Source organism: Stutzerimonas degradans, assembly GCF_024448505.1.
GTDB classification, from domain to species: Bacteria; Pseudomonadota; Gammaproteobacteria; order Pseudomonadales; family Pseudomonadaceae; genus Stutzerimonas; species Stutzerimonas degradans.
Genome location: NZ_JAMOHV010000004.1, coordinates 102259 through 125121 on the forward strand (window position 1 = coordinate 102259; position 22863 = coordinate 125121).

General features: G+C 68.5%; 19 protein-coding genes. 8 read left to right on the forward strand and 11 right to left on the reverse strand.

Annotated elements, in window-relative coordinates; genetic code table 11:
* Positions 1–7 precede the first annotated feature (7 nt).
* Positions 8–862: a LysR substrate-binding domain-containing protein gene (locus NAV27_RS07770; RefSeq protein ID WP_008570720.1), complete on the reverse strand. Its 855-nt coding sequence runs from the start codon at positions 860–862 to the stop codon at positions 8–10.
* A gap of 96 nt (positions 863–958) precedes the next feature.
* On the opposite strand from NAV27_RS07770, the gene NAV27_RS07775 reads away from it, so the two are divergent.
* Positions 959–1195 (forward strand): DUF1127 domain-containing protein, encoded by a 237-nt coding sequence (locus tag NAV27_RS07775; RefSeq protein ID WP_008570718.1) that lies wholly within the window; start codon positions 959–961, stop codon positions 1193–1195.
* A 1-nt stretch (position 1196) separates the two neighbouring features.
* Here NAV27_RS07775 and NAV27_RS07780 read toward each other — a convergent pair whose 3' ends face one another.
* The 5 genes from NAV27_RS07780 to NAV27_RS07800 all read right to left on the reverse strand — a co-directional run bounded on the left by NAV27_RS07780 (position 1197) and on the right by NAV27_RS07800 (position 8253).
* Positions 1197–1952: a sulfite exporter TauE/SafE family protein gene (locus NAV27_RS07780; protein WP_102828839.1), complete on the reverse strand. Its 756-nt coding sequence runs from the start codon at positions 1950–1952 to the stop codon at positions 1197–1199.
* 95 nt (positions 1953–2047) lie between these two features.
* The gene (locus NAV27_RS07785; RefSeq protein WP_008570715.1) at positions 2048–2605 is read right to left on the reverse strand and encodes a Tll0287-like domain-containing protein; all 558 of its coding nucleotides are present in this window, start codon (positions 2603–2605) and stop codon (positions 2048–2050) included.
* Positions 2606–2740: 135 nt separating this feature from the next.
* A complete protein-coding gene (mnmC, locus tag NAV27_RS07790) occupies positions 2741–4720 on the reverse strand; it encodes a bifunctional tRNA (5-methylaminomethyl-2-thiouridine)(34)-methyltransferase MnmC2/FAD-dependent 5-carboxymethylaminomethyl-2-thiouridine(34) oxidoreductase MnmC1 (RefSeq protein WP_102828840.1) in 1980 nt (659 codons plus the stop codon).
* 26 nt (positions 4721–4746) lie between these two features.
* Positions 4747–7533 carry a response regulator gene (locus NAV27_RS07795; RefSeq protein ID WP_102828841.1) on the reverse strand — a complete coding sequence of 929 codons (2787 nt, stop codon included), beginning with the start codon at positions 7531–7533 and terminating at the stop codon, positions 4747–4749.
* Between the two features lie 93 nt (positions 7534–7626).
* On the reverse strand, positions 7627–8253 hold the full coding sequence (locus NAV27_RS07800; RefSeq protein ID WP_008570712.1) for a trimeric intracellular cation channel family protein: 627 nt from the start codon (positions 8251–8253) through the stop codon (positions 7627–7629).
* Positions 8254–8459: 206 nt separating this feature from the next.
* Between NAV27_RS07800 and cysM the strand changes: the two genes are divergently transcribed.
* From cysM to NAV27_RS07830, 6 genes are all read left to right on the forward strand, one after another.
* A complete protein-coding gene (cysM, locus tag NAV27_RS07805) occupies positions 8460–9362 on the forward strand; it encodes a cysteine synthase CysM (protein ID WP_008570711.1) in 903 nt (300 codons plus the stop codon).
* 71 nt (positions 9363–9433) lie between these two features.
* Positions 9434–10798 carry a 23S rRNA (uracil(1939)-C(5))-methyltransferase RlmD gene (gene rlmD / locus NAV27_RS07810; protein WP_102828842.1) on the forward strand — a complete coding sequence of 455 codons (1365 nt, stop codon included), beginning with the start codon at positions 9434–9436 and terminating at the stop codon, positions 10796–10798.
* Positions 10799–10888: 90 nt separating this feature from the next.
* The gene (relA, locus tag NAV27_RS07815; RefSeq protein ID WP_102828843.1) at positions 10889–13132 is read left to right on the forward strand and encodes a GTP diphosphokinase; all 2244 of its coding nucleotides are present in this window, start codon (positions 10889–10891) and stop codon (positions 13130–13132) included.
* A 183-nt stretch (positions 13133–13315) separates the two neighbouring features.
* Positions 13316–14146 (forward strand): nucleoside triphosphate pyrophosphohydrolase, encoded by an 831-nt coding sequence (gene mazG / locus NAV27_RS07820; protein ID WP_102828844.1) that lies wholly within the window; start codon positions 13316–13318, stop codon positions 14144–14146.
* A 108-nt stretch (positions 14147–14254) separates the two neighbouring features.
* A complete protein-coding gene (locus tag NAV27_RS07825; RefSeq protein ID WP_102828845.1) occupies positions 14255–14794 on the forward strand; it encodes a DUF2058 domain-containing protein in 540 nt (179 codons plus the stop codon).
* Between the two features lie 100 nt (positions 14795–14894).
* Complete coding sequence (locus NAV27_RS07830; RefSeq protein WP_165595088.1) at positions 14895–15056, forward strand: hypothetical protein; 162 nt, start codon at positions 14895–14897, stop codon at positions 15054–15056.
* Positions 15057–15076: 20 nt separating this feature from the next.
* Here the strand turns inward: NAV27_RS07830 and NAV27_RS07835 are convergent, their stop codons facing one another.
* The gene (locus NAV27_RS07835) at positions 15077–16414 is read right to left on the reverse strand and encodes an erythromycin esterase family protein (protein WP_102828846.1); all 1338 of its coding nucleotides are present in this window, start codon (positions 16412–16414) and stop codon (positions 15077–15079) included.
* 188 nt (positions 16415–16602) lie between these two features.
* On the opposite strand from NAV27_RS07835, the gene NAV27_RS07840 reads away from it, so the two are divergent.
* A complete protein-coding gene (locus NAV27_RS07840; protein WP_054095100.1) occupies positions 16603–16836 on the forward strand; it encodes a hypothetical protein in 234 nt (77 codons plus the stop codon).
* On the opposite strand, the gene pdeM is transcribed toward NAV27_RS07840, so the two are convergent.
* Genes pdeM through NAV27_RS07860 form a run of 4 tightly spaced genes read right to left on the reverse strand, consistent with a single transcriptional unit; the run spans position 16837 to position 22813 of the window.
* Complete coding sequence (gene pdeM, locus NAV27_RS07845; protein ID WP_102828847.1) at positions 16837–17493, reverse strand: ligase-associated DNA damage response endonuclease PdeM; 657 nt, start codon at positions 17491–17493, stop codon at positions 16837–16839. It abuts the gene before it with no gap.
* Positions 17494–17512: 19 nt separating this feature from the next.
* Positions 17513–20071 (reverse strand): ligase-associated DNA damage response DEXH box helicase, encoded by a 2559-nt coding sequence (locus NAV27_RS07850; RefSeq protein ID WP_102828848.1) that lies wholly within the window; start codon positions 20069–20071, stop codon positions 17513–17515.
* Positions 20072–20108: 37 nt separating this feature from the next.
* Positions 20109–21800: an ATP-dependent DNA ligase gene (locus tag NAV27_RS07855; protein ID WP_102828849.1), complete on the reverse strand. Its 1692-nt coding sequence runs from the start codon at positions 21798–21800 to the stop codon at positions 20109–20111.
* Positions 21797–22813: a ligase-associated DNA damage response exonuclease gene (locus tag NAV27_RS07860; RefSeq protein WP_054095096.1), complete on the reverse strand. Its 1017-nt coding sequence runs from the start codon at positions 22811–22813 to the stop codon at positions 21797–21799. Before NAV27_RS07860 ends, NAV27_RS07855 begins: the two co-directional genes overlap by 4 nt.
* Between the last annotated feature and the right edge of the window lie 50 nt (positions 22814–22863).

Consider the following 22863-nt stretch of genomic DNA (forward strand, 5'->3'; position numbering starts at 1 on the left):
CGGCTTGCTACAGGCGGAAACCCTCGACGATGTACTCGGCCAGCGCCTCGCTCACCGGCGACTGGCTGCGCGGATTGCGCAGCAGCACGATGCTGCATTGCGGCAACGCTGGCAGGCCTTCGGCCTCGCCGAGAATGCGCAGCTGCGGCGGGATCAGGCTGCGCAGTTGTGCGGTCACCGCCAGCCCGGCGCCGACCAGTGCCATCAGCGCCGCCAGGCTCGGGCTGGTGTAGGCGATGCGGTAGTCGATCTCGGCCGCGTCCAGCGCATTGCAGACCCAGGCACGGCAGAAGCAGCCGCTGTTGAACATCGCCAGCGGGATCGGCCGCTGCTGGTGCAGGTCGTAGCCGGTGGCCTCGGCCCAGACGAAGCGCTCCTGGCGCAACAGCTGGCCGATCTCGGTTCCCGGCTCGCGAGTGACGATGGTCAGGTCCATGTCCTGCCGCTGCAGCAACTGGTAGGACGGCTCGCAATGCAGCTCGACCTGCACCAGCGGATAGGCCTGGGCGAACTGGGCGAGGATGCCGGGCAGAAAGCGCATCACGTAATCGTCCGGCGTGCCGATGCGCACCGCGCCAACCATGTGCGGCTCGCGCAGCGTGGTCATCACCTCGCCATGCAGCTTGAGGATGCGCCGCGCATAGCCGAGCAGCACCTGGCCCTCGGCGGTGAGGCTGACCTGCCGACCGCTGCGCTCGAACAGCGGACGCTGCAGCACGTCCTCCTCCAGCCGCTTCATCTGCATGCTGATCGCCGACTGCGTGCGGTGTACCGCCTCCGCCGCGCGGGTGAATCCACCGTGGTCGGCGATGGCGACGAAGCTGCGCAGCAGTTCGGTATCGATGCCCGGATAGTTGGCCACTCATCAATCTCCAAGATGGGTTGCATCAAGAGTATTCGTTGGATTGATCGTAGCCACGGCAAGAGACTGGCGCCATCCCGATTGGAGGGCCAGAGCATGAAAACTCATGACAACGCATCGATCCTGCGGCACCTGCCGACGCCGCGCCGTCTCGCCTGGAGCACCTTGCTGCGCGACGGCTGGCGGCAATTGCGTCGCTGGCAGGAACTGGCGCGCCAGCGTCGGCAGCTGGCGTCGATGAGCGACGCGATGCTCAAGGACATCGGTTACAGCCGGGCCGATATCGAGCAGGAAGCCAGCCGGCCATTCTGGGACGACCCGCTGCGGCGCTGACTCAGTGCCCGAGCAGCAGCTTCTGCACGCCCAGCGACAGGCTGACGGCCACCAGCATCAGCGCGAAGATGCGCTGCAGCACGCTGCTGTTGAGATAGTTCGCCAGCCGGTTGCCGGCCAGCACGCCGCACGCGCCGCCGGCTGCCAGCCCGCCGAGCAGGGCCAGCGGTGGCTGGGCGTCGCTGAGGTAGAGGAGGAAGCCGCCGCCGCTGACCAGCGCGATCACCGCCATCGAGGTGGCCATCGCGCTGAGCAGTGTCAGTGGCGTGAACCAGAGCAGCGCCGGCACGACCAGGAAGCCGCCGCCAACGCCCATCAGCCCGGACAACAGACCGACGCCCAGGCCGATGGCGATCAGCGCGCCGTGACGTATCGAGCCGTTTTCCCGCGCCGGCAGACTCGCTCCGCGCCACATGCGCCAGGCCGACCACATCACCAGCAGGCAGAAGGCGATGATCAGCGCCTTCTCGGGGATGAACTGGCCGAGCCACTGCCCGGCGGCGTTGCCTGGCAGGCCGCACAGCGCCAGCAACGCCACCGGCTTCCAGGCCACCTGGCCCTGCCAGGCGCGGGGAATCGCGCCAATCAGCGCCGACATGGCGACCGCGCCGAGGCTGACACCGATGGCATCGCGCAGCGGCAGATGCAGGCTGAGCAGCAGCGGCAGCGCGACCAGCGAGCCGCCGGCGCCGGTCAGCCCCAGCAGCAGGCCGAGCAGCAGACCGATGCCGAGGGCTTCGAGCAGCAGCGTCTCCATCAGCGAACGTCCGCTGCGCGGGCCGGTATGCGTGGGTCACACATCGAGTAGTCCTCGGGTCGCAGACAAAGGGCGATGCTAGCCGATCCCGTCGCTCAGCGGTCCAGCGGACGGCGCAGGCTGAAGGCGCCGCGCAGATCGCCTTCCTTGAAACCGCGCGCCTGATCCTGCGGATAGTGCTGGTCGAGCAGGGTCAGCAGTTCCGGCTTGATGTTGCTGCCGTGGCAGCCCAGGCACGCTTCGGCAGTGCCGATGGCCTGCAGGTAGCGGTACTCGCCGTTGACCACTTCGCCGTGGCGCAGCTGCTCCAGCGGTTCACCGGCGGCGGCACGCTGGGCGAATTGCTCGAGCACCTGGCGTTCCCAGGCGTCCGGCGCGTTGTCCGGGTTGCGCACCTTCAACGCGGTACGGCCGACCTGCCAGGGCGCCTTGCTGTGCTGCGCGGCGATACCCGGCGCGAGCAGGTTGCAGGCTTCGACGGCCTTGGCCGGCCCGCCTTCGGCGACGGCCTGCTTGACGGTGGCGAGCAGCTGCTGCTGGAACGGCGGAATCAGCGCCTGCGCCTCGCTTTGCAACTGGGAGGTGTCGACCGCCGGAGCGGCGTGCAGGCCGAGCGGAAGCAGGCTCAGGAGCATCAGGTAGCGGCGTTTCATCGGAGTCTCCGACAAGTCGTTTAGATAGGGGGGGGAGTATCATGCGATGGCTGTGCGAGCGCAAGATGCGCGGCATTGCCGCAGGCGGTCCGGTCGCGCTGTGGCGCCGCGACCGAAGCCGCGGCGGCGCATCGGTCAGCTGCCGCGAATCAGCTTGCGCAGCAGGAAGCGGTTGGGGTGGCAGGCTTCGGCGACTTCGCGCGGCAGCGGCAACGGCTCGCCTTCGATCCACGCAGCCAGCAGCTCGCCCGAGAGCAGCGTGGTGATCATCCCGCGCGAGCCGTGCGCGGTGTTCACGTACAGGCCGTCGAGCCAGGGGCAGGGCGCGTCTGGCGTTTGTCGGGCGTTCTTGCTCAGCGCAGCGAAGGCTTCGGCGAAGCCTTCGGCGTCGGCCAGCGGGCCGATCAGCGGCAGGTAGTCGGGGCTGGTGCAGCGCATCGCCACCCGTCCTTCGAGGCGACCGACCTGGGCCGGGTCAGCGTGCAGGCGCCGGTAGAGATCCTCGGACACCCCGGCCAGCTGTTCCAGATTGGACAGGTGCTCGGCCTCGCTCGGCGCCGGATCAGTCTGCTGGAAGTTGAAGCTCGCCCCCAGCGTGTGCACGCCGTCGCGTGCCGGGGCGACGTAGCCCTTGGCGCAGAGCACGGTGCGCAGCGCAGCGCTGTCGGCGGTTGCCGGCAGGCAGGTGATCTGCCCGCGAATGCGTTTGAGCGGTAGCCAGGCGCTCTGGCTAAAGCGCGCCGCTTCGGCGGCGCCGGCGAGCACCACCAGCGGTGCCTCGACCAGCACCTCGCCGTTGCACACCGCCTGCCACTGTTCGCCGTCGCGGCGCAGTTCGAGCACCTCGCGGTGGCGCAGCAGTTCGATGTTCGGTTGCGCCAGCAGCCAGCGACAGACCGCTGGCGGATGCGCCCAGCCGGCCTCTGGATAGAACAGCCCGCCGTCTGGCAGCGCCACGCCGGCCAGCTGTTCGGCCTCGGCCCGCGGCAGCGGATGGACCAGATCGGCGGGGAATGCCGACGCCAGCTCCGCCTGGCGCGCACGCTCCTCGTCGTCATAGGCGATCTGCAGCACGCCGCAGGCGTCCCAGTCCTGACCCTGCTGCAGATGGCGCAGCAGCCGGCGGGTGTAGCCGAAGCCGGCGACCACCAGCCGCGACAGCGCCGTGCCATGCGCCGACAGCTTGAGATAGAGCACTCCCTGCGGATTGCCGGAGCCTTCCTCGGCGGGGCTGGCGTGGCGCTCCAGCACGCTGACGTGCCAGCCGCGCGCGGCCAGGCTGGCGGCGCTGGCACAGCCGGCCAGACCCGCGCCGATCACCAGCGCACGACGCTGGCGCGGCTGGAAGGCGGGGCGCGCGTACCAGGGCTTGGCCGTCGCCGTGGCACTGCCGACGAAGTGCCCGCGGAGGATTTCGCGCTTGTGGCCGAAACCGGGTACGCGCTGCATGTCGAAGCCGGCTTCGCCGAGACCGCGACGGACGAAGCCGGCGCTGGTGAAGGTGCCCAGCGTCGCACCGGGCGCCGACAGCCGCGCCAGCTCGGCGAACAGCGCCGGCTGCCACATTTCCGGGTTCTTCGCCGGCGCGAAGCCGTCGAGGAACCAGGCATCGACCCGCGCATCCAGGCTCGGCAGCGCTTCGAGCACATCACCGATCAGCAGCGTCAGCACCACCCGGCCGCCGCCGAATACCAGTTGCTGGAAGCCCGGATGAATCGCCAGGTATTGCTCCAGCAGCGGCTGCGCCTGCGTCTGCAGCTGTGGCCAGAGCGCCAGCGCACGCGCGAGATCGGCGTGGGTCAGTGGGTGCTTCTCGACGCTGACGAAGTGCAGGCGCGCCCCGGTTGGCGCGACCTCATCGAACAGCTGCCAGGCGCAGAGGAAGTTGAGCCCGGTGCCGAAGCCGGTTTCGCCGATCACCAGGTGCTGCCCGGCGGTGAGTGCGGCGAAGCGCCGGGCGAGGTCGTTCTGGGCGAGAAAAACGTGGCGGGTTTCTTCCAGCCCCGAGGCGCGCGAAAAGTACACGTCGCCATAGTGGCGCGATTGGGGCTGGCCGCTCGCGTCCCAGTCGAGTTCGGCGGGCTGGAAGGCGGGCGTTGCGGGGCGATCTGGCATGGGAAAATCCGGCTCGGATGAAGGGGTCAGCTGGCGACGTGGGCGGCGTGCCCCAGCCGTTCGATGGCGGCGTCCAGCTCGTCGAGGGCGGCCTCGGCAGCCGGGCTGTTCTGCTTGAGCAGCGTCTCGCTCTGCAGGCAGGCGTTGCGCAGCTGCGGCACGCCGCAGTAACGGGTGGCGCCGTGCAGGCGATGCACGCGCTCAATCTGCCGCTGGCGGTCGCCGGCCTGGCGCGCCTGGCGGATCGCCACGCGGTCGGCGTCCAGCGAGCCGAGCAGCATGCTCAGCAACTCGCCGGCGAGATCGGCCTTGCCGGCGGCCAGGCGCAGGCCTTCCTCCTCGTCGAGTACCGGGAACACCTGCTCCGGCAGCGTTGCCGGGATATCGGCCGGCACGGCGCGCGGCGGACTCGGCGGCTGCGCCTGAGGCTGGCTGCGCAGGGTCAGGCCGGTCCACTTGAGCACCACCTGCGCCAGCTGGCGCTCGCTGATCGGCTTGGTCAGGTAGTCGTCCAGCCCGGCTTGCAGCAGGGCGCGCTTTTCGTTGGCCAGCGCATGCGCGGTGAGGGCGACGATCGGTAGCGGCAGCGCACCGGTATCGTTTTCCCACTGGCGGATCGCCTCGGTGGTCTGCCGGCCGTCCATTCCCGGCATTTGCACGTCCATCAGGACCAGGTCGAAGCTGTGCCGCTTGACTGCCTCCAGCGCTTCGGGGCCGTTGTCCACGGCGACTACCGCGGCGCCGAGATCGCTCAGCAGCGTTTCCACCAGCAGCAGGTTGGCCGGGTTGTCATCGACGCAGAGCAGCTGCGGCACCCGGCCGCTTGCCGGCTGGACGGACGGCGCCACCGCCTGCGCCGGGCGCAGCAGCTCCAGCAGCACGCGCTGCAGCTTGCGCGTGCGCGCCGGCTTGCCCTGCAGCTGGGCGTGGCTGTGATGATCCGGCAAGGTGTCGCTGAACAACGGTTGTTCGGTGGTCGGGCAGAGCACCACGCACTTGCAGTCCAGCGTGTCGAATTCGTAGAGCAACTGGCCCAGCTGCGCTGGTGCCAGTTCGCGGGTGGTGATGCCGAGTACGGCCAGGTCGATCGGCACGTTGCTGTCACGCTGACTGGCGACGCTGCGCTGCAGCTGCTCCAGGTTGTCGAAGTTCTGCACGCTCAGTCCGCAGCTTTCCAGCTGGTGCTGCAGCGCCTGGCGCGCCAGCGGATGCTGTTCGAGCAGCGCCACCCGGCGTCCGAGCAGCGCAGCCGGCGGCTGGTCCTCGATGTCGTCGCGCGCTTTGGGCAGGCTCAGGGTGATCCAGAATTCCGAGCCCTCATCCGGAATGCTGTCGACGCCGATCTCGCCGCCCATCTGCTCGATCAGGCGCTTGGAGATCACCAGCCCCAGGCCGGTGCCGCCGGGCTGGCGCGACAGCGAGTTGTCGGCCTGGCTGAAGGCCTGGAACAGCGCCCGCAGGTCCTGATCGGTGAGGCCGATGCCGGTGTCCTGCACGCTGATGCGCAGCTGTGCGCGCTCGGCGCTTTCTTCCTCGATCATCGCGCGTACGGCGATGGTGCCTTCGTTGGTGAACTTGATGGCATTGCTGACCAGATTGGTCAGCACCTGCTTGAGCCGCTGCGGATCGCCGACCAGCGACAGCGGGGTGTCGCGGTAGACCAGGCTGACCAGCTCGAGCTGCTTGGTGTGCGCGGCCGGTGCGAGGATGGTCAGGGTGTCCTCGATCAGATCGCGCAGGTTGAACGGCACGCTGTCGAGCACCAGCTTGCCGGCCTCGATCTTCGAGAAATCGAGAATCTCGTTGATGATGCCGAGCAGGTTGTCGGCGGATTTCTCGATGGTCGACAGGTAGTCCTGCTGGCGCGGGGTGAGGTCGCTTTTCTGCAGCAGGTGGGTGAAGCCGAGGATGCCGTTGAGCGGGGTGCGGATCTCGTGGCTCATGTTGGCGAGGAACTCGGACTTGATCCGGCTGGCTTCCAGCGCCTCCTTGCGCGCCAGGTCCAGCTCGATGTTCTGGATCTCGATGGTTTCCAGATTCTGCTGCACGTCGGCGGTGGCCTGGTCGATGCTTTGCTGCAGCTCCTCGCGGGCGCTGAGCAGGGCCTCGGCCATGCGGTTGATGCCCGAGGCCAGCTCGTCCATCTCGTGGCTGCCCAGGGCCGGCAGACGCGTTTCCAGATGGCCGTCCTTGAGCTGGGTGACGGCCAGCTGCACGCGCTGCAGCGGCTGGCTGATGGTGCGGCTCATGCGCAGCGCCAGCAGGGCGGTGACGATCAGGCCGGCGCCGACCAGCAGCAGGCTGGTGAACAGGCTGCGATAGCCGCGCAGCAGCGTGCCGTGATGCGACAGCTCCAGCTCCAGCCAGCCGATCAGTGCATTGCCGTTGCCGCGTGCCTCCTCGCCGAGATTCAGGTGCTGCTGCAACACCGGCATGAGGATGCGCGTGTAGTCCAGGCTGCTGACCCGGGTCAGGCCCTCCGGGTCGCCGGGTGGCGAGGGGGTGAGCATTCGCGGGCCGACGTGCGCGCGCGCGTTGCGCTCGGCGTCGAGGATGGTCACCGCGCGGACGTCGTTCTGGTCGAGCACCTGCGCGAGGATGCGCTGCAGGCGTTTGTCGTAGCCCAGGTTCATCGCCGGAGCGGCCAGCGGCGCCAGCTGTTCGGCGATCAGCACGCCGCGTTCGTCGAGCTGGTGACGCATCTCGGAGAGCTGCATCCAGGTGAAGTAGGCGCCCAGCGCGATGGCGAGCAGGGTGCTCGGCAGCAGCGTGAGTACCAGTACGCGGCCTCGGATTCCTACGTCTTTGAGCACAGTCCATTCCCCTGGGTTGCCAGCCCGCTAGTGTAGCGATTTGCCGGGGATGAATCTGTACGCCGGTCAAGCCGGCGGCGCCGGCGCGGCGGCTCAATCGAGGCCGCGAATCTCCTTGCCGTTGAAGTCCGGCAGGCGCCAGCGGAAGGTCATCGCCAGCACGCGGAACAGGAAACCGCTGCCCAGCGCGATCAGCGTGGCGAGCGCGGTGTTCATCTCCAGCCACAGCAGGCCGACGTAGAGCACGCCGGTGAACAGCGCGACGGTGGCGTACAGCTCGCGCTGCAGCACCATCGGCACCTCGTTGCACAGCACGTCGCGCATCAAACCGCCGAAAATGCCGGTGATGACGCCGGCGAAGACCACGATCGACGGATGCGCGCCCATGCCCATCGCCACGTCGCAGCCGATCACCGTGAACGCCACCAGGCCCAGGCCGTCCACCAGCAGGAAAACCTGGCGCAGGCGATGCAGGTAGCGTGCGATGAAGCCGGTGACGATCGCCGCGCCGATGGTGAAGGACAGGTATTCGGGGTGCGCGATCCAGCCGATCGGGTAATGGCCGAGCAGGATGTCGCGGGCGGTGCCGCCACCCAGAGCGGTCACCGTGCCGAGCAGGCAGATGCCGAACAGGTCCATGCCGCGTCGCATGCCCATGATGGCCCCGGACATGGCTTCGGCGGTGATCGCGATCAGGTAGATGGTATGCAGCAGTTCCACGACAGACCTCCAGGTGCCCGCTGCGCCAGACGACGGGCAGCGCCAAAGGGGCGCGATTATGGAGCACGCGCGGGTTCCGCGCCATTCGGGGGCGGTCACCGGGCAGGCGACGAAGCGGCCGGCGCGGCGGCGCTCGGAGTCTGCCCGTGACCGGCGGTTGCCGGTATCATGTGCGCCTTTTTTCCCGCCGTGTGGTTCATGACGTCATGACAATCCACTACCCGACCATTGCCGACTGCATCGGCAACACGCCGCTGGTTCGCCTGCAACGCCTGCCCGGCAACACCAGCAACACGATTCTGGTCAAGCTCGAAGGCAACAACCCGGCCGGCTCGGTCAAGGACCGTCCCGCACTGTCGATGATCACCCGTGCCGAGCTGCGCGGCGATATCCAGCCCGGCGACACGCTGATCGAGGCTACGTCGGGCAACACCGGTATCGCCCTGGCGATGGCGGCGGCAATCAAGGGTTACCGGATGATTCTGATCATGCCGGACAACTCCAGCGCCGAGCGCAAGTCGGCGATGACCGCCTACGGTGCGGAGCTGATCCTGGTGACCCGTGAGCAGGGCATGGAAGGCGCGCGCGACCTGGCGCTGCAGATGCAGGCCGAGGGCCGCGGCAAGGTGCTCGACCAGTTCGCCAACGACGACAACCCCGAGGCGCACTACGGCAGCACCGGCCCGGAAATCTGGCGGCAGACCCACGGCAGCATCACTCACTTCGTCAGCTCGATGGGCACCACCGGCACCATCATGGGCGTGTCGCGCTATCTCAAGGAGCAGAATCCGCACGTGCAGATCGTCGGCCTGCAGCCGATGGAAGGCGCGGCGATTCCCGGCATCCGTCGCTGGCCGCAGGAATACCTGCCGAGGATCTTCCAGGCCGAGCGCGTCGACCGCGTCGTCGATATGTCGCAGGACGAGGCCGAGACGGTGATGCGCCGCCTGGCCCGCGAAGAAGGCATCTTCTGCGGCGTGTCCTCGGGCGGCGCGGTGGCGGCGGCGTTGCGCCTGTCGCGCGAGGTCGAGAACGCGGTAATCGTGGCCATCGTCTGCGACCGTGGCGATCGCTACCTGTCCACCGGCGTGTATGACGCTCCCAACTGAATTCATCGCCGCCTGCTGTCATCCGGCAGCAGCGCAGCGCCTTGCCGTTCCCTTGAAGCAGGTTCCAGCCCATGGCCAAACGTAGCGGCGCCTTGCGCTTTCAGCCCAGCGGTGGCGAGCGCAAGCCGCAAGTGCCGGTCGGCAAGAAGCAGACGCTGGTCATCGAGCGGCTGGCGCACGATGGGCGCGGTATCGCCTTCGTCGACGGCCGCACCTGGTTCGTCGCCGGTGCACTGCGGGGCGAGCGGGTCGAGGCGCGCGTGCTCGGTGCGCGCGCGCAGATCGTCGAGTCGCGCTGTGAGCGGGTCCTCGACGCCAGCCCGCAGCGGCGCCACGAACCCTGCCCGCATGCACGCCTGTGCGGCGGTTGCACCCTGCAGCATGCGGCGGCGGCCGATCAGCTGGAACTCAAGCAGCGCACCCTCGGCGAGCAGCTCGCGCGCGTCGCCGGCCTCGAGCCGCAGACCTGGGCCGCGCCGCTGAGCGGCCCGGAGTTCGGCTATCGGCGCCGCGCCCGACTTGCCGTGCGCTGGGATGCCAAGGCCGCGCGACTGGCGGTGGGCTTTCGCGCCGCGGCCAGCCAGCAGATCGTCCCGATCGAGCAATGCCCCGTGCTGGTACAGCCTTTGCAGACGCTGTTGCCGCATCTGTTGGCGGTGTTGCACAAATTGACCCAACCCCAGGCCATTGGCCACATCGAGCTGTTCAGCGGTACCGCCGAGGCCGTGCTGGTGCGCCACACGGCCGCGCTGGCGGTGGACGACCTGGCGCAGCTGCAGGCATTCGCGCACCAGCAGGGTGCGCAGCTGTGGCTGCAGGGCGAGGGCGAGCCGGCGCCGCTCGAAGCGGCACCGCTGGGTTATCGCCTGGAGCCATGGAAGCTGGAGCTGGAGTGGCGTCCGGGCGATTTCGTCCAGGTCAATGCCGCGGTCAACGAGGCGATGATCGCTCAGGCGCTGGACTGGCTGGCGCCGGCTCCCGGCGAGCGGGTGCTGGACCTGTTCTGCGGGCTCGGCAATTTCGCCCTGGCGCTGGCGCGCAGCGGCGCGCAGGTAACCGGCGTAGAGGGCGTCGAGGCGATGGTCGAGCGGGCACGCGGCAACGCGTTGCGCAACGGCCTGGACGGCCTGCACTTTTATCGTGCAGACCTGTCGAAGCCGCTGGCCGATGCACCTTGGGCGCGCAGCGGTTTCGACGCGGTGCTGCTGGACCCCCCGCGTGACGGCGCGCTGGAGGTTGTTCGACAAATGTCGGAGTTCGGTGCGCGCCGCCTCGTCTATGTTTCATGCAATCCTGCAACGCTCGCCCGCGACGCGGCCGAGCTGGCCCGCCAGGGCTACCGGCTGTCCCGGGCCGGTGTGATCGACATGTTCCCGCAGACGGCACATGTCGAGGCGATGGCGCTGTTCGAACTGACGGACCGCGCCGCCCGGTGATTTCTTGGCAGGCAACCGGCCTGCGATTCAACCGACCGGCACGCAGAATGCCGGCGTGCGGCGCAGTCACTGCGCAGAGGGAAGGTTTAGATGGTACAGGTCAGAGCGCTTCAGCCGGTCAATACCGACGGCAGCATCAACCTCGACAGCTGGCTCGACCACGTGCTGGGCATGGACCCGGCGCTGGATCGCGCGGCACTCAAGGAGGCCTGCGAGTTCGCTCGCGAGGCCGAGCAGCAAGCCAACGCCGCGCAGAATCTGTGGAGCGAAGGCACCTCCAGCTACCAGACCGGCCTGGAGATCGCCGAAATTCTCGCCGATCTCAAGCTCGACCAGGACAGCCTGGTCGCCGCGGTGATCTACCGTGGCGTGCGCGAAGGCAAGATTCAGCTGGCCGAGGTGCACCAGCGCTTCGGCCCGGTGGTCGCCAAGCTGATCGAGGGTGTGCTGCGCATGGCGGCGATCAGCGCCAGCCTCAACCCGCGTGAGTCGCTGGTGCTGGGTTCGCAGGCGCAGGTGGAGAACCTGCGCAAGATGCTGGTGGCGATGGTCGACGATGTGCGCGTGGCGCTGATCAAGCTGGCCGAGCGCACCTGCGCCATCCGCGCGGTGAAGAACGCCAGCGAGGACAAGCGCCAGCGCGTGGCGCGCGAGGTGTTCGACATCTACGCGCCGCTGGCGCATCGCCTCGGCATCGGCCATATCAAGTGGGAGCTGGAAGACCTGTCGTTCCGCTATCTGGAGCCGGAGCAGTACAAACAGATCGCCCAGCTGCTGCATGAGCGCCGGCTCGATCGCGAACAGTACATCGCCAACGTGGTGCAGCAGCTCAAGGACGAACTGACCGCTGCCGGTATCCAGCCGGAGATCGACGGCCGCGCCAAGCACATCTACTCGATCTGGCGGAAGATGCAGAAGAAAGGCCTGCAGTTCAGCCAGATCTACGACGTGCGCGCCGTGCGCGTACTGGTGCCGGAGGTGCGTGACTGCTACACCGCGCTCGGCATCGTGCACACGCTGTGGCGGCACATTCCCAAGGAGTTCGACGACTACATCGCCAACCCCAAGGAGAACGGCTACCGCTCGCTGCACACCGCGGTGATCGGCCCGGAAGGCAAGGTGCTGGAGGTGCAGATCCGCACCCAGGCCATGCACGAGGAGGCCGAGCTGGGCGTTTGCGCGCACTGGCGCTACAAGGGCACCGACGTCAATTCCGGCTCCGATCATTACGAGGAGAAGATCGCCTGGCTGCGCCAGGTACTCGAATGGCATGAAGAGCTGGGCGACATCGGCGGGCTGGCCGATCAGCTGCGGGTCGACATCGAGCCGGACCGCGTCTACGTGTTCACCCCGGATGGCCACGCCATCGACCTGCCCAAGGGCGCCACGCCGCTGGACTTCGCCTACCGCGTGCACACCGAGATCGGCCACAATTGCCGGGGCGCCAAGGTCAACGGGCGCATCGTGCCGCTCAACTACAGCCTGCAGACCGGCGAGCAGGTGGAGATCATCACCAGCAAGCAGGGTTCGCCGAGCCGTGACTGGCTGAACCCCAACCTGGGCTACATCACCACCTCGCGCTCGCGGGCGAAGATCGTCCACTGGTTCAAGTTGCAGGCGCGCGACCAGAACGTCGCCGCCGGCAAGGCGCTGCTGGAGCGGGAACTGAACCGTCTCGACCTGCCGCCGGTGGATTTCGACAAGGTGGCGGAGAAGGCCAACCTCAAGACTGCCGAAGACATGTTCGCCGCGCTCGGTGCCGGCGACCTGCGCCTGGCCCATCTGGTCAATTTGGCGCAGCAGCTGGTCGAGCCGGAGCGCGGCTACGACCAGCTGGAGCTGATTCCGCGGCGCTCGACGCCGCACAAGCCGGGCAAGCGCGGCGATGTGCAGATTCAGGGCGTGGGCAACCTGCTGACGCAGATGGCCGGTTGCTGCCAGCCGCTGCCGGGCGATCCCATCGTCGGCTACATCACCCAGGGCCGTGGCGTCAGCATCCACCGCCAGGACTGCCCGTCGGTGCTGCAACTGGCCGGCCGCGAGCCGGAGCGGATCATCCAGGTCAGCTGGGGCCCGGTGCCGGAGAAAACCTATCCGGTGGAAATCTTCATCCGCGCCTACGACCGTTCCGGGCTGCTGCGCGACATCTCGCAGATGCTGCTCAACGAGCGCATCAACGTGCTGTCGATGAACACCCGCTCGAACAAGGAAGACAGCACCGCGCAGATGACGTTGACCATCGAGATTCCGGGGCTGAATGCCTTGGGTCGCTTGCTCAGTCGCATCTCTCAGCTACCCAACATCATCGAGGCCAAGCGCCAGCGGGCCACGTAAGACGCAAGGCCGGCGGCGCCGCCGGCCGCGTCACGGTGGATGGGTGAAGCGTCATCCACCCTACGATGCAATACGGTTTTGGGCGTTTGGCCCGCGACCGAACCGTAGGGTGGATGTCGTTTTTTACATTCACCGTGATGCCATCAGCGTCCCTCACCAGCCCTCGTTTCGCTGAGGAATCCCATGTACCAACTCCCCGACCTGCTGCACCTCATGGCCCGCCTGCGCGACCCGCAGCACGGCTGCCCCTGGGACCTGCAGCAGAACTACGCCAGCATCGTGCCGCATACGCTGGAAGAGGCCTACGAAGTGGCCGATGCCATCGAGAGTGGCGATTTCGACCATCTGCCCGGCGAGCTGGGCGATCTGCTGTTCCAGGTCGTCTACTACAGCCAGCTGGCCAAGGAAGAAGGGCGCTTCGAGTTCGCCACGGTGGTCGATGCGATCACCCGCAAGCTGGTGCGCCGCCATCCGCATGTGTTTCCCGACGGCGATCTGTACGGTTCGCCCGAGCTGCCGCGCCTCGATGAAGCCGCGATCAAGCAGCGCTGGGAGGAGATCAAGGCCGAGGAGCGCGCCGAGAAAGCCGCCGCGCCCGAACAGCTGTCGCTGCTCGACGACGTGCCCGCCGCATTGCCGGCGCTGAGCCGCGCGGCCAAGCTGCAGAAGCGCGCCGCGCAGGTCGGTTTCGACTGGCCGGAAGCGCTGCCGGTGGTCGACAAGGTGCGCGAAGAACTCGACGAAGTGCTGGTGGCGATGAGCGAGAACGACGCCGACGCCATCGCCGAGGAGCTGGGCGATCTGTTGTTCGTCGTCGTCAACCTGGCGCGCCACCTCAAGGTGGACCCGGAAAATGCCCTGCGTGGTGCCAACGGCAAGTTTGAGCGGCGTTTCCGCTTCATCGAGCAGGCCTTGCGGCAGGCGGGGCGACCCATCGAGAATTGCACCCTCGAAGAGCTGGATGCGCTCTGGGATGCAGCCAAGCGGGCCGAGCAGTCGCCTGTCTGCGGCTGATGACGGTGCGCACGGTGGATTCGCGTTCACATCCATCACAATTCCGCGCGGCGGATCGCCCTCGAGCGACCCGCCCGCCCCATTGAATGACCACAGACGAGCCGAAACATGAGTCTTTCCCTTCGCGACCAGCTGCTCAAAGCCGGGCTGGTCAACGAAAAGCAGGCCAAGCAGGCCGTCAAGCAGAAGCAGAAGCAGCAGCGCCTGGAGAAGAAGGGCCAGATCGAGAAGGACGATTCCCAGCGCCAGGCGGCCCTGCAGGCGCAGGCCGAGAAGCTCGCGCGCGATCAGGAACTCAACCGCCAGCAGCAGGAGAAGGCCGAGCAGAAGGCCCGTACCGCACAGGTCAAGCAGCTGATCGAGACCAGCCGCCTGCCGAAGCTGGCCACCGAGGACTACTACAACTTCGTCGACGACAAGAAGGTCAAGCGCCTGTCGGTCAACAAGCTGATGCGCGACAAGCTGGCCGGCGGCTCGCTGGCGATCGTCCGCCACGGCGGCGGCTACGAAGTGATTCCGCGCGAGGCCGCGCTGAAGATCCAGGAGCGCGACCCGCGGCGCATCGTGCAGCTCAACGTGCAGACCGAAGCGCCGGATGCCGACGATCCTTACGCCGCCTACCAGATCCCCGACGACCTGATGTGGTAAGCCCACGGTTCCGACCGATGGCGGGATAGAACTGCCGCGCCCGGCCTCTACAGTCCGGGTGCACCCAATTCCGGGTGCCCGCGTTGTGGAGGGCAGCGGCATGACTGGCGCAGCGATTCGGACCATGGGCAACGGTGAGGCGCAATACTGGCGGGCCGGCGGTGTGCCGGGCGATCCCGAGGAGCCTGGCGTGCCGGTGCAACCGGGCGAGCCGGGCGAACCGACCATTCCCGATCAGCCGCCACCCGCACCGGTCGCCTGAGCGCGCCGGGCGCGCGTTTTTCACTCGCCGAACGGATAGGTATCCGGCACGGCCGCGTCGTCGAATCGGCGCGGACCGACCGGCGTCACCGCGCTGGTCTGCTCGAACCAGACCAGCGCATCGAACTGTTCGGCGAGCACCGCACGGAAATAGTGGCTCTGACGCTCGGTCCGCGGCCGGTAGACCACCCCGATGGCACGCTCCAAGCGCGGTTGGGCCAACGCCTGGCGCAGCTTGCCGTGTGCTTCGCTGCGCCACTCGGTGAGCGAAGCACCGTGCCCGGCACGCAGAAACAGCTGCTCCCAGCTGTCCGGCCGCGACGGTAGCACCTCCATGATCTGCATCGGCTCATCCCAGTTGTCTGCGGCGGCCACGCTGCCGCGATCGGTGGCCATGCCGATCAGCACCGCATCGCGGCCGAGCGCGGTGCGACACAGCTCGCCGATGTTGAACTCGCCGTCCCAGCCCATCGACGTCGCCGCCGCGTTGCCGATGTGCGAATTGTGTGCCCAGACCACCGCACGGGCCTGCGCGCCGCGATGCTCCAGCAGCGCGCGCAGGGTGTCGAACATGTGCCGGTCGCGCAGGTTCCAGGATTCGCTGGAGCGGCGGTACATGGCGCGGTAGTACTGCTCGGCGGCGAGCACGACATGGGCGTTGCGCGCCGCATCGAAGAAACGTTCGCCGTCGCTTGCGGCGTACTGCAGGCGGCGTTCCAGCAGCGTACGCAGCTGCTCGACCACCGCGTCCTCGCAGGACGGTTCACCCAGCAGCACCTGATGGCCGTAGGCGGCCGGTTCGTCGTGCCACGGACTCAGGCAGCCGTATCGCTGGCGTGCCGCGCTGGCGGCGGGCGGGTCGACCTGGTCGAGATAGCGCAACACCTCGGCAATCGAGGAACCTAGGCTGTACACGTCCAGGCCGCGAAACTCCACGCGCTGTTCGGCCGGCAGGCCGTCGTTGTGCTGGCGCAGCCAGCGGGTGAACGCCGCCACCTCGCGATTGCGCCACATCCAGGTGGGAAAGCGCTTGAAGGCGTCCTCCACCCAGGCGGCGGGCTGCTGCTGGCGCACGTGGCGATCGATCCAGGCGGCGTCCGGCCAGTCGGCTTCGACGGCGACGATGGAGAAACCGTGGCGCTCGATCAGCCGGCGGGTGATGGCCGCCCGCGCGCGGTAGAACTCGGAGGTGCCGTGGCTGGCTTCGCCGATCAGCACCACGCAGGCATCGGCGAAACGCTCGAAGGCGTCGGCGAAGGCGGGGTCGTCGAGGTCCGGCAACGGTTGCGCGTGCCGGCGCAGCAGCTCGACCAGCTGCTCTTCGTCGTAGTCGGCGGCGCGGGTAAGGGAGGCGCGCATGGGTGGCTCCTGCGGGGGGATGCTCACCGACAGACTAGCCCGCGTGAGCGCCCGTGCCAGGGCACCCGGTCGGAGCGGCCTCCATGTCTGGAGCGAACTTGCCCGACGGCTTTCGCCTCTAAGGCATACACTGGGATTGGTGGCGTCTGCTGCCGGCCCGGCTTTGAACTAGAACGAGGGGCTGCCAAATGACAACCTGGATCATTGCCTACAACAAAGATGGCAACACATCGACACTGAAGGTCGACTCAGCGCATCAACCGGATATCGACGAGGCCGTCGAGCTGGTGACGCGCAAGGCCGAGCAGGAATTTGCCGGCGAGGATATTGAGCACGAGCATGACCCGGACATGGAAAGCACGCCGGCCACGCGGCTCGCCGAGCGTTACGGCATAACCGTCACGGGTATTTCCGAGGCCTGATCAGGTCAGCGACCAGACTTCCCCATCCCCGACCAGAAACAGGCGCCGGCCCGCTTCGGCGCCGATCTCGGTCGCGCCGGTGAAACTGCCGAATGCCGGCAGCAGGCTGACCCGTTCACCTAGGCAGAAGCACGGCAGGCGCAACCGCTGGCGACCGCGGCCGCGCAGGACGAATGCCGGATGCAGGTGGCCGGCGAGCACGTGATGGGTGGGATGCGGCGTCGGCTCGTGCTGCAGCGCGAACGGCCCGAGCAGCAGCGGTTCGCCCACCACCTCGATGCACAGCTCCGGCGGCGGATCGCCGGCGCGACGGTCGTGGTTGCCGCGGATCAGCGTCATGCCCAGCTGCGCGTGGCCCGCGCGCCATTCGGCCAGTCGGGCGAGAGTGGCGGGCGCATGCGATTCGGGCGCATGGAGGAAGTCGCCGAGGAAGATCAGCTGGCGGCAGGTGTAGTGCGCCAGCAGCCTGTCGAGCGTCTGCAGGTTGGTGGCGGTGGTGCCGCGTGGCACCGGCTGGCCGAGCCGGCGGTAAGCGGCGGCCTTGCCGAAATGCACATCGGCGACCAGCAGCGCCTGCTGCGCCGGCCAGTAGATGGCCTTTTCCGCCAGCAGCCAGAGCGTGCTGCCGGCCAGCTCGATGGGCAGGCAGGCGCTCATCGGCGCTGCGTCTCACGGATCATGGCGCGCGCCGACTCCGGTTGGGCGTGCCGTCCTTGCGCGCGCGTGGCGTGCGCGGCCGTGACATTTCGCGCTCCACGACCGGCATGACCCCCGCATCGGCCTGGTAGCCGCCGGGGCCGGCAGCCTGGTCCAGCTCGGTGACCATGCGGCGGATGCGGTCGGCGAGCTTCTCCGAACTCATGCTTTCGCGGAAACGCTCCACCAGCAGCGGAAAGGCCAGCGGCGTCGGCCGCTGCAGCTGGCGCAGGTCCAGACGGCGAGCCTGCAGGCGGCGCAGCGTCTGCTCCAGCCTGTCGACGTCCAGCTCCTGGCGCAGCACTTCCTCCTCGGCCTGGCCGAGCAGCAGATTGTCCGGGTCGTACTGGCGGAACACGTCGAAGAACAGACCGCTGGAGGCCTGCAGCTGGCGTGCGCTCTTCTGCGCGCCGGGATAGCCGGAAAATACCAGCCCGGCGATCCGCGCGATCTCGCGAAAGCGCCGCCGCGCCAGCTCGCCGGCGTTGAGGCTGGCGAGCACGTCGTGCAGCAGGTCGCGGCTGTCGAACAGGTGCGGCGTCAACTGGCTCGCCCAGTGCGGTTCGCTGGCCGAGAGCAGTTCCAGCCCGTAGTCGTTCACCGCGATGGAAAAGGTCAGCGGCTGGTGGCGGGCCATGCGCCAGGCGAGCAAGCTGGCCAGCCCCAGATGCACGTGGCGCCCGGCGAACGGGTAGAGGAACAGGTGCCAGCCCTCGCGCGAGCGCAGCAGTTCGGCCAACAGCGTTTCGCTGCGCGGCAGCGCCGACCAGGCCATCTGCACCTGCAGCAGCGGCTGCAGCAAGCGCATCTCGGCGCCATCGAATTCGCCGCGCGCGGCGGCGTCCAGCTGTTCGACCACCGCGTCGGCCAGCTCGCTGGAAAGCGGCATGCGCCCGCCGTTCCAGCGTGGCACGGCGGCCTTCCTGCCGGTGGCGCGGCTGACGTAGACGGTCATGTTCTCCACCCGCACCAATTCCAGCAGGCGTCCGGCGAAGAGGAAGCAGTCGCCGGGGCGCAGACGGGCGATGAAGCCTTCCTCGATGCTGCCCAGCGAGCGGCCGCTGCCGCCTCTGGCCCAGAACTTCACCGTCAGGCTGGCGTCGCTGACGATGGTGCCGATGCTCATCCGATGACGCAGCGCGACGCGTCGGCTCGGCACCTTCCACAGCCCCGAGTCATCCGGCTCGACGCGCTGGTAGTCGGGGTAGGCGGTCAGCGAATGGCCGCCATGCCGCACGAAGGCCAGCGCCCATTGCCAGTGCGCCTCGTCCAGTTCGCGATAGGACCAGGTCTGGCGGACTTCAGCGAACAGTTCGTCGGGACGGAAGCCGCCGGCCAGCGCCATGCTGACCAGATGCTGCACCAGCACGTCGAGCGGGCGTTGCGGCGCGCTGCGGGCCTCGATACGGCGTTCGGCAATCGCCTGCTGCGCGGCGGCGGCTTCGAGCACCTCAAGACTGTGGGTCGGCACCAGTGTCACCCGCGAGGTGCGGCCGGGCGCGTGACCGGAGCGCCCGGCGCGCTGCAGCAGGCGCGCCACGCCTTTCGGCGAGCCGATCTGCAGCACCCGTTCGACCGGCAGGAAGTCGACGCCCAGGTCCAGGCTGGAGGTGCACACCACGGCCTTCAGCGCGCCCTGCTTGAGCCCTTGTTCGACCCAGTCGCGCACCTCGCGCGCCAGCGAGCCGTGGTGCAGGGCGATCAGCCCGGCCCAGTCCGGACGGGCGTCGAGCAGCGCCTGATACCAGCGCTCGGCCTGCGAGCGGGTGTTGGTGAACACCAGGGTGGTGGACGCCGCGTCGATCTCCCCGACCACCTGCGTCAGCATGCGCAGGCCCAGATGCCCGGCCCAGGGGAAGCGCTCGATGCTCTCGGGTAGCAGGCTGTCGACCAGCAGCGGCTTGTCGATGCGTCCCTGGACCAGCCGGCCGCGGCCGGGGTGCAACAGCACCTGCAGCGCCTCGGGCAGATTGCCGAGCGTCGCCGACAGACCCCAGACGATCAGCCGCGGCTGCCACCGGCGCAGGCGTGCCAGCGCCAGTTGCAGCTGCACGCCACGCTTGTTGCCGAGCAGCTCGTGCCATTCGTCGACGACCAGCATCTGCAGCCCGGCAAAGGCCTGGCGGGCATCGGCACGGGTCAGCAGCAGGGTCAGGCTTTCGGGCGTGGTGACCAGCGCGCTCGGCAGCCGCCGGCCCTGGCGCGCGCGTTCGGCACTGCCGGTGTCGCCGGTGCGCAGGCCGATACTCCAGACGATGCCGAGTTCGTCGAGCGGCGCTTGCAGCGCGCGGGCGGTATCGGCCGCCAGCGCACGCATGGGGGTGATCCACAGCAGGCTGAGTGGGGCCGGCTGGCCTGAGCGAGGCATCTGCTGGGCGAAGCGCTCCAGCGCGGCCAGCCACACCGCGTAGGTCTTGCCCGAGCCAGTGGTCGCGTGCAGCAGCCCGGATTCGCCGTCGCGCACCGCTTGCCAGACCTCGCGCTGGAAGGTGAAGGGCTGCCAGCCGCGCGCGGCGAACCAGCGTTCGGCAAGGCTCATGCGTGCGCCTCGTGCGTGTGTTCGGGCGTCGGCCCGCTCATGGCAGCAGGGCCTTAAGCGTCGCCAGGGTATCGGCCTCGTCCACGGGCTTGTCGTGGCGCCAGCGCAGCATGCGCGGGAAGCGCACGGCGATGCCGCTCTTGTGCCGGCTGCTGGCGGCGATGCCCTCGAAGCCCAGCTCGAACACCAGCGTCGGCGTCACCGAGCGTACCGGGCCGAATTTCTCCACCGTGGTCCGGCGCACGATGGCGTCGACCTGGCGCATTTCTTCGTCGGTCAGCCCCGAGTAGGCCTTGGCGAAGGGCACCAGCTTGCGCTCGGGATCGCCCGGCTCGCCGTCCCAGACGGCGAAGGTGAAGTCGGTATAGAGGCTGGCGCGCCGGCCGTGGCCGCGTTGGGCGTAGATCAGCACGGCGTCGATCGCATAGGGATCGATCTTCCACTTCCACCACAGGCCGACATCGCGGGTGCGGCCGACGCCGTATTGCCCGGCGCGGGCCTTGAGCATCATGCCCTCGACGCCGAGCGCGCGGGAGCGCTCGCGTTGGCGGGCGATCGCCGGCCAGTCCGCGCCGCGCACCCGCGGCGAGGCCAGCAGTGCCGGATGGCGGCACTGTTCGAGCAGCGTTTCGAGCTGCTGGCGGCGCTCGGCGTGCGGTCGCTGGCGCCAGTCCATGCCCTGCCATTCGAGCAGGTCGTAGGCCAGCACGACCACCGGCGCGGCGTCGAGCACCTTGGCGGTGAGGTTCTTGCGGCCGATGCGCTGTTGCAGCAGGGCGAACGGTTGCACGCCGAACGTCGTCGACTCGTGTGTTGCATCGAGTGGCACGTGGCGCAGGGCATCGTCCGTCTTCCAGACCACGATCTCGCCATCGAGCACCGTGCCGTCCGGCAGGCAGTTGGCCAGCGCGCAGAGTTCCGGGAAGCGCTCGCTGACCAGCTCTTCGCCGCGCGACCAGATCCAGATCAGCCCGTCGCGCTTGACCAGCTGGGCGCGGATGCCGTCCCACTTCCACTCGATGTGCCAGTGGTCCGGTGGCCCGAGCAGTTCGTCGAAGCGCGCGACATCTGCCTGCAGCGGGTGCGCGAGGAAGAACGGGTAGGGTTGTCCGCCGCGCTGCGTGTGCTCGTCGTCGGATTCGGCAGCGATCAGCGCGCGGTAGCGCTCGGCGCTGGGATGGTGCGACAGGTCGGTGTAGCCCACCAGCCGCTGCGCCACCCGCTTGGGGTCAAGGTCGGCGAGCGACGCCAGCGCGCGGGTGACCAGCAGTTTCGACACACCGACGCGAAAGGCGCCGGTGATCAGCTTGATGCAGACCAGCAGGCTGCGTCGGTCCAGCTGCCCCCAGAACACCGGCAGCCGCGCGGCCAGTTCCTCGGGCGGCAATCCGCGCAGCGGCAGCAGACGCTCCTGCATCCATTGCGCCAGACCGGCATCGCTGCAGTGTTCGGCCTCGGGCATCAGCAGCGAGATGGTTTCGGCCAGGTCGCCGACTGCCTGGTAGCTTTCCTCGAACAGCCATTCCGGCAGCGCGGCGGTGCGCCTCGCCGTCTCGCGCAGCAGCCGCGTCGGCACCAGTTGTCGGGGACGGCCACCGGCGAGGAAATACACCGCCCAGGCGGCGTCCTCGGCCGGCGCCTCGCGAAAGTAGTCGCGCATCGCCGCCAGTTTGGCGTTGCTCGAGGTGGTGGCGTCGAGGCGGGCGTAGAGATCGGCGAAGGCTTTCATTCAGCCTCCGGCAGCGTGGCATCGTCCTCTTCGCCGTACTCGGTATCGAAAGCCTGGGCGTCCAGGCCGCGCTCCTCGCGCAGATAGCGCACCAGCGCGGCGACCGAGCCGTGGGTGACCATCACCCGCTCGGCGCCGCTCTGCTCGATGGCCCAGAGCAGGCCCGGCCAGTCGGCGTGATCGGACAGCACGAAGCCGCGATCCACGCCGCGTCGCCGGCGCGTGCCGCGCAGCATCATCCAGCCGCTGGCGAAGGCGTCGGCGTAATCGCCGAAACGGCGCATCCAGGTGCTGCCGCCGGCCGAGGGCGGGGCGATGACGATCGCCTGCTTCAGACGCGGGTCGTTGCGCGGCAGATCGCCGGCGTAGAGCGTTTCCGGCAGCGCGACGCCGGCCTGGCGGTAGACCCGGTTGAGCGGCTCGACCGCGCCGTGCACGACGATCGGGCCGATGCCGGCGTCCAGCCCGTGAAGGATGCGCTGGGCCTTGCCGAAGGCGTAGCAGAACAGCACCGAGGTGCGGCCGACGGCGGCATTGGCGCGCCACCAGTCGTTGATCTCGCGGAACACCTGCGCCTGTGCCGGCCAGCGATAAATCGGCAGGCCGAAGGTCGATTCGCTGATGAAGGTATGGCAGCGCACCGGCTCGAAGGCGGCGCAGGTGGCGTCCGGTTCGACCTTGTAGTCGCCGGAGGCGACCCAGACCTCGCCGCGATACTCCAGGCGAATCTGCGCCGAGCCGAGCACGTGGCCGGCTGGATGCAGGCTCAGCCGGACGCCGTGGTGGGCGATCGCTTCGCCGTAGGCGAGGGTCTGCAGCGGCATGTCGGCGCCGATGCGCGAGCGCAGGATGCCGGCGCTGTCCTGGCTCGCCAGGTAGTGGCCCATGCCCCAGCGCGCGTGGTCGCCGTGGGCGTGAGTGATGACGGCGCGTTCGACCGGGCGCCACGGATCGATATGGAAATCGCCGGGCGGGCAGTACAGGCCTTCGGGACGGGCAACGACAAGGTCCATGACGACGTCTGGCTGGAGGGCTTGCAGTGTTGGAACCCGGCGCGGCGCCG

Excerpts from the sequence above, each read along its gene's own strand:
- NAV27_RS07775 (WP_008570718.1), top strand. The coding sequence starts at position 959 with ATGAAAACTCATGACAACGCATCGATCCTGCGGCACCTGCCGACGCCG.
- relA (WP_102828843.1), top strand. The coding sequence starts at position 10,889 with ATGGTACAGGTCAGAGCGCTTCAGCCGGTCAATACCGACGGCAGCATC.
- cysM (WP_008570711.1), top strand. The coding sequence starts at position 8,460 with ATGACAATCCACTACCCGACCATTGCCGACTGCATCGGCAACACGCCG.
- NAV27_RS07855 (WP_102828849.1), bottom strand. The coding sequence starts at position 21,800 with ATGAAAGCCTTCGCCGATCTCTACGCCCGCCTCGACGCCACCACCTCG.
- rlmD (WP_102828842.1), top strand. The coding sequence starts at position 9,434 with ATGGCCAAACGTAGCGGCGCCTTGCGCTTTCAGCCCAGCGGTGGCGAG.
- pdeM (WP_102828847.1), bottom strand. The coding sequence starts at position 17,493 with ATGAGCGCCTGCCTGCCCATCGAGCTGGCCGGCAGCACGCTCTGGCTG.
- mnmC (WP_102828840.1), bottom strand. The coding sequence starts at position 4,720 with ATGCCAGATCGCCCCGCAACGCCCGCCTTCCAGCCCGCCGAACTCGAC.
- NAV27_RS07780 (WP_102828839.1), bottom strand. The coding sequence starts at position 1,952 with ATGGAGACGCTGCTGCTCGAAGCCCTCGGCATCGGTCTGCTGCTCGGC.
- NAV27_RS07785 (WP_008570715.1), bottom strand. The coding sequence starts at position 2,605 with ATGAAACGCCGCTACCTGATGCTCCTGAGCCTGCTTCCGCTCGGCCTG.
- mazG (WP_102828844.1), top strand. The coding sequence starts at position 13,316 with ATGTACCAACTCCCCGACCTGCTGCACCTCATGGCCCGCCTGCGCGAC.
- NAV27_RS07850 (WP_102828848.1), bottom strand. The coding sequence starts at position 20,071 with ATGAGCCTTGCCGAACGCTGGTTCGCCGCGCGCGGCTGGCAGCCCTTC.
- NAV27_RS07825 (WP_102828845.1), top strand. The coding sequence starts at position 14,255 with ATGAGTCTTTCCCTTCGCGACCAGCTGCTCAAAGCCGGGCTGGTCAAC.
- NAV27_RS07830 (WP_165595088.1), top strand. The coding sequence starts at position 14,895 with ATGACTGGCGCAGCGATTCGGACCATGGGCAACGGTGAGGCGCAATAC.
- NAV27_RS07835 (WP_102828846.1), bottom strand. The coding sequence starts at position 16,414 with ATGCGCGCCTCCCTTACCCGCGCCGCCGACTACGACGAAGAGCAGCTG.
- NAV27_RS07860 (WP_054095096.1), bottom strand. The coding sequence starts at position 22,813 with ATGGACCTTGTCGTTGCCCGTCCCGAAGGCCTGTACTGCCCGCCCGGC.
- NAV27_RS07840 (WP_054095100.1), top strand. The coding sequence starts at position 16,603 with ATGACAACCTGGATCATTGCCTACAACAAAGATGGCAACACATCGACA.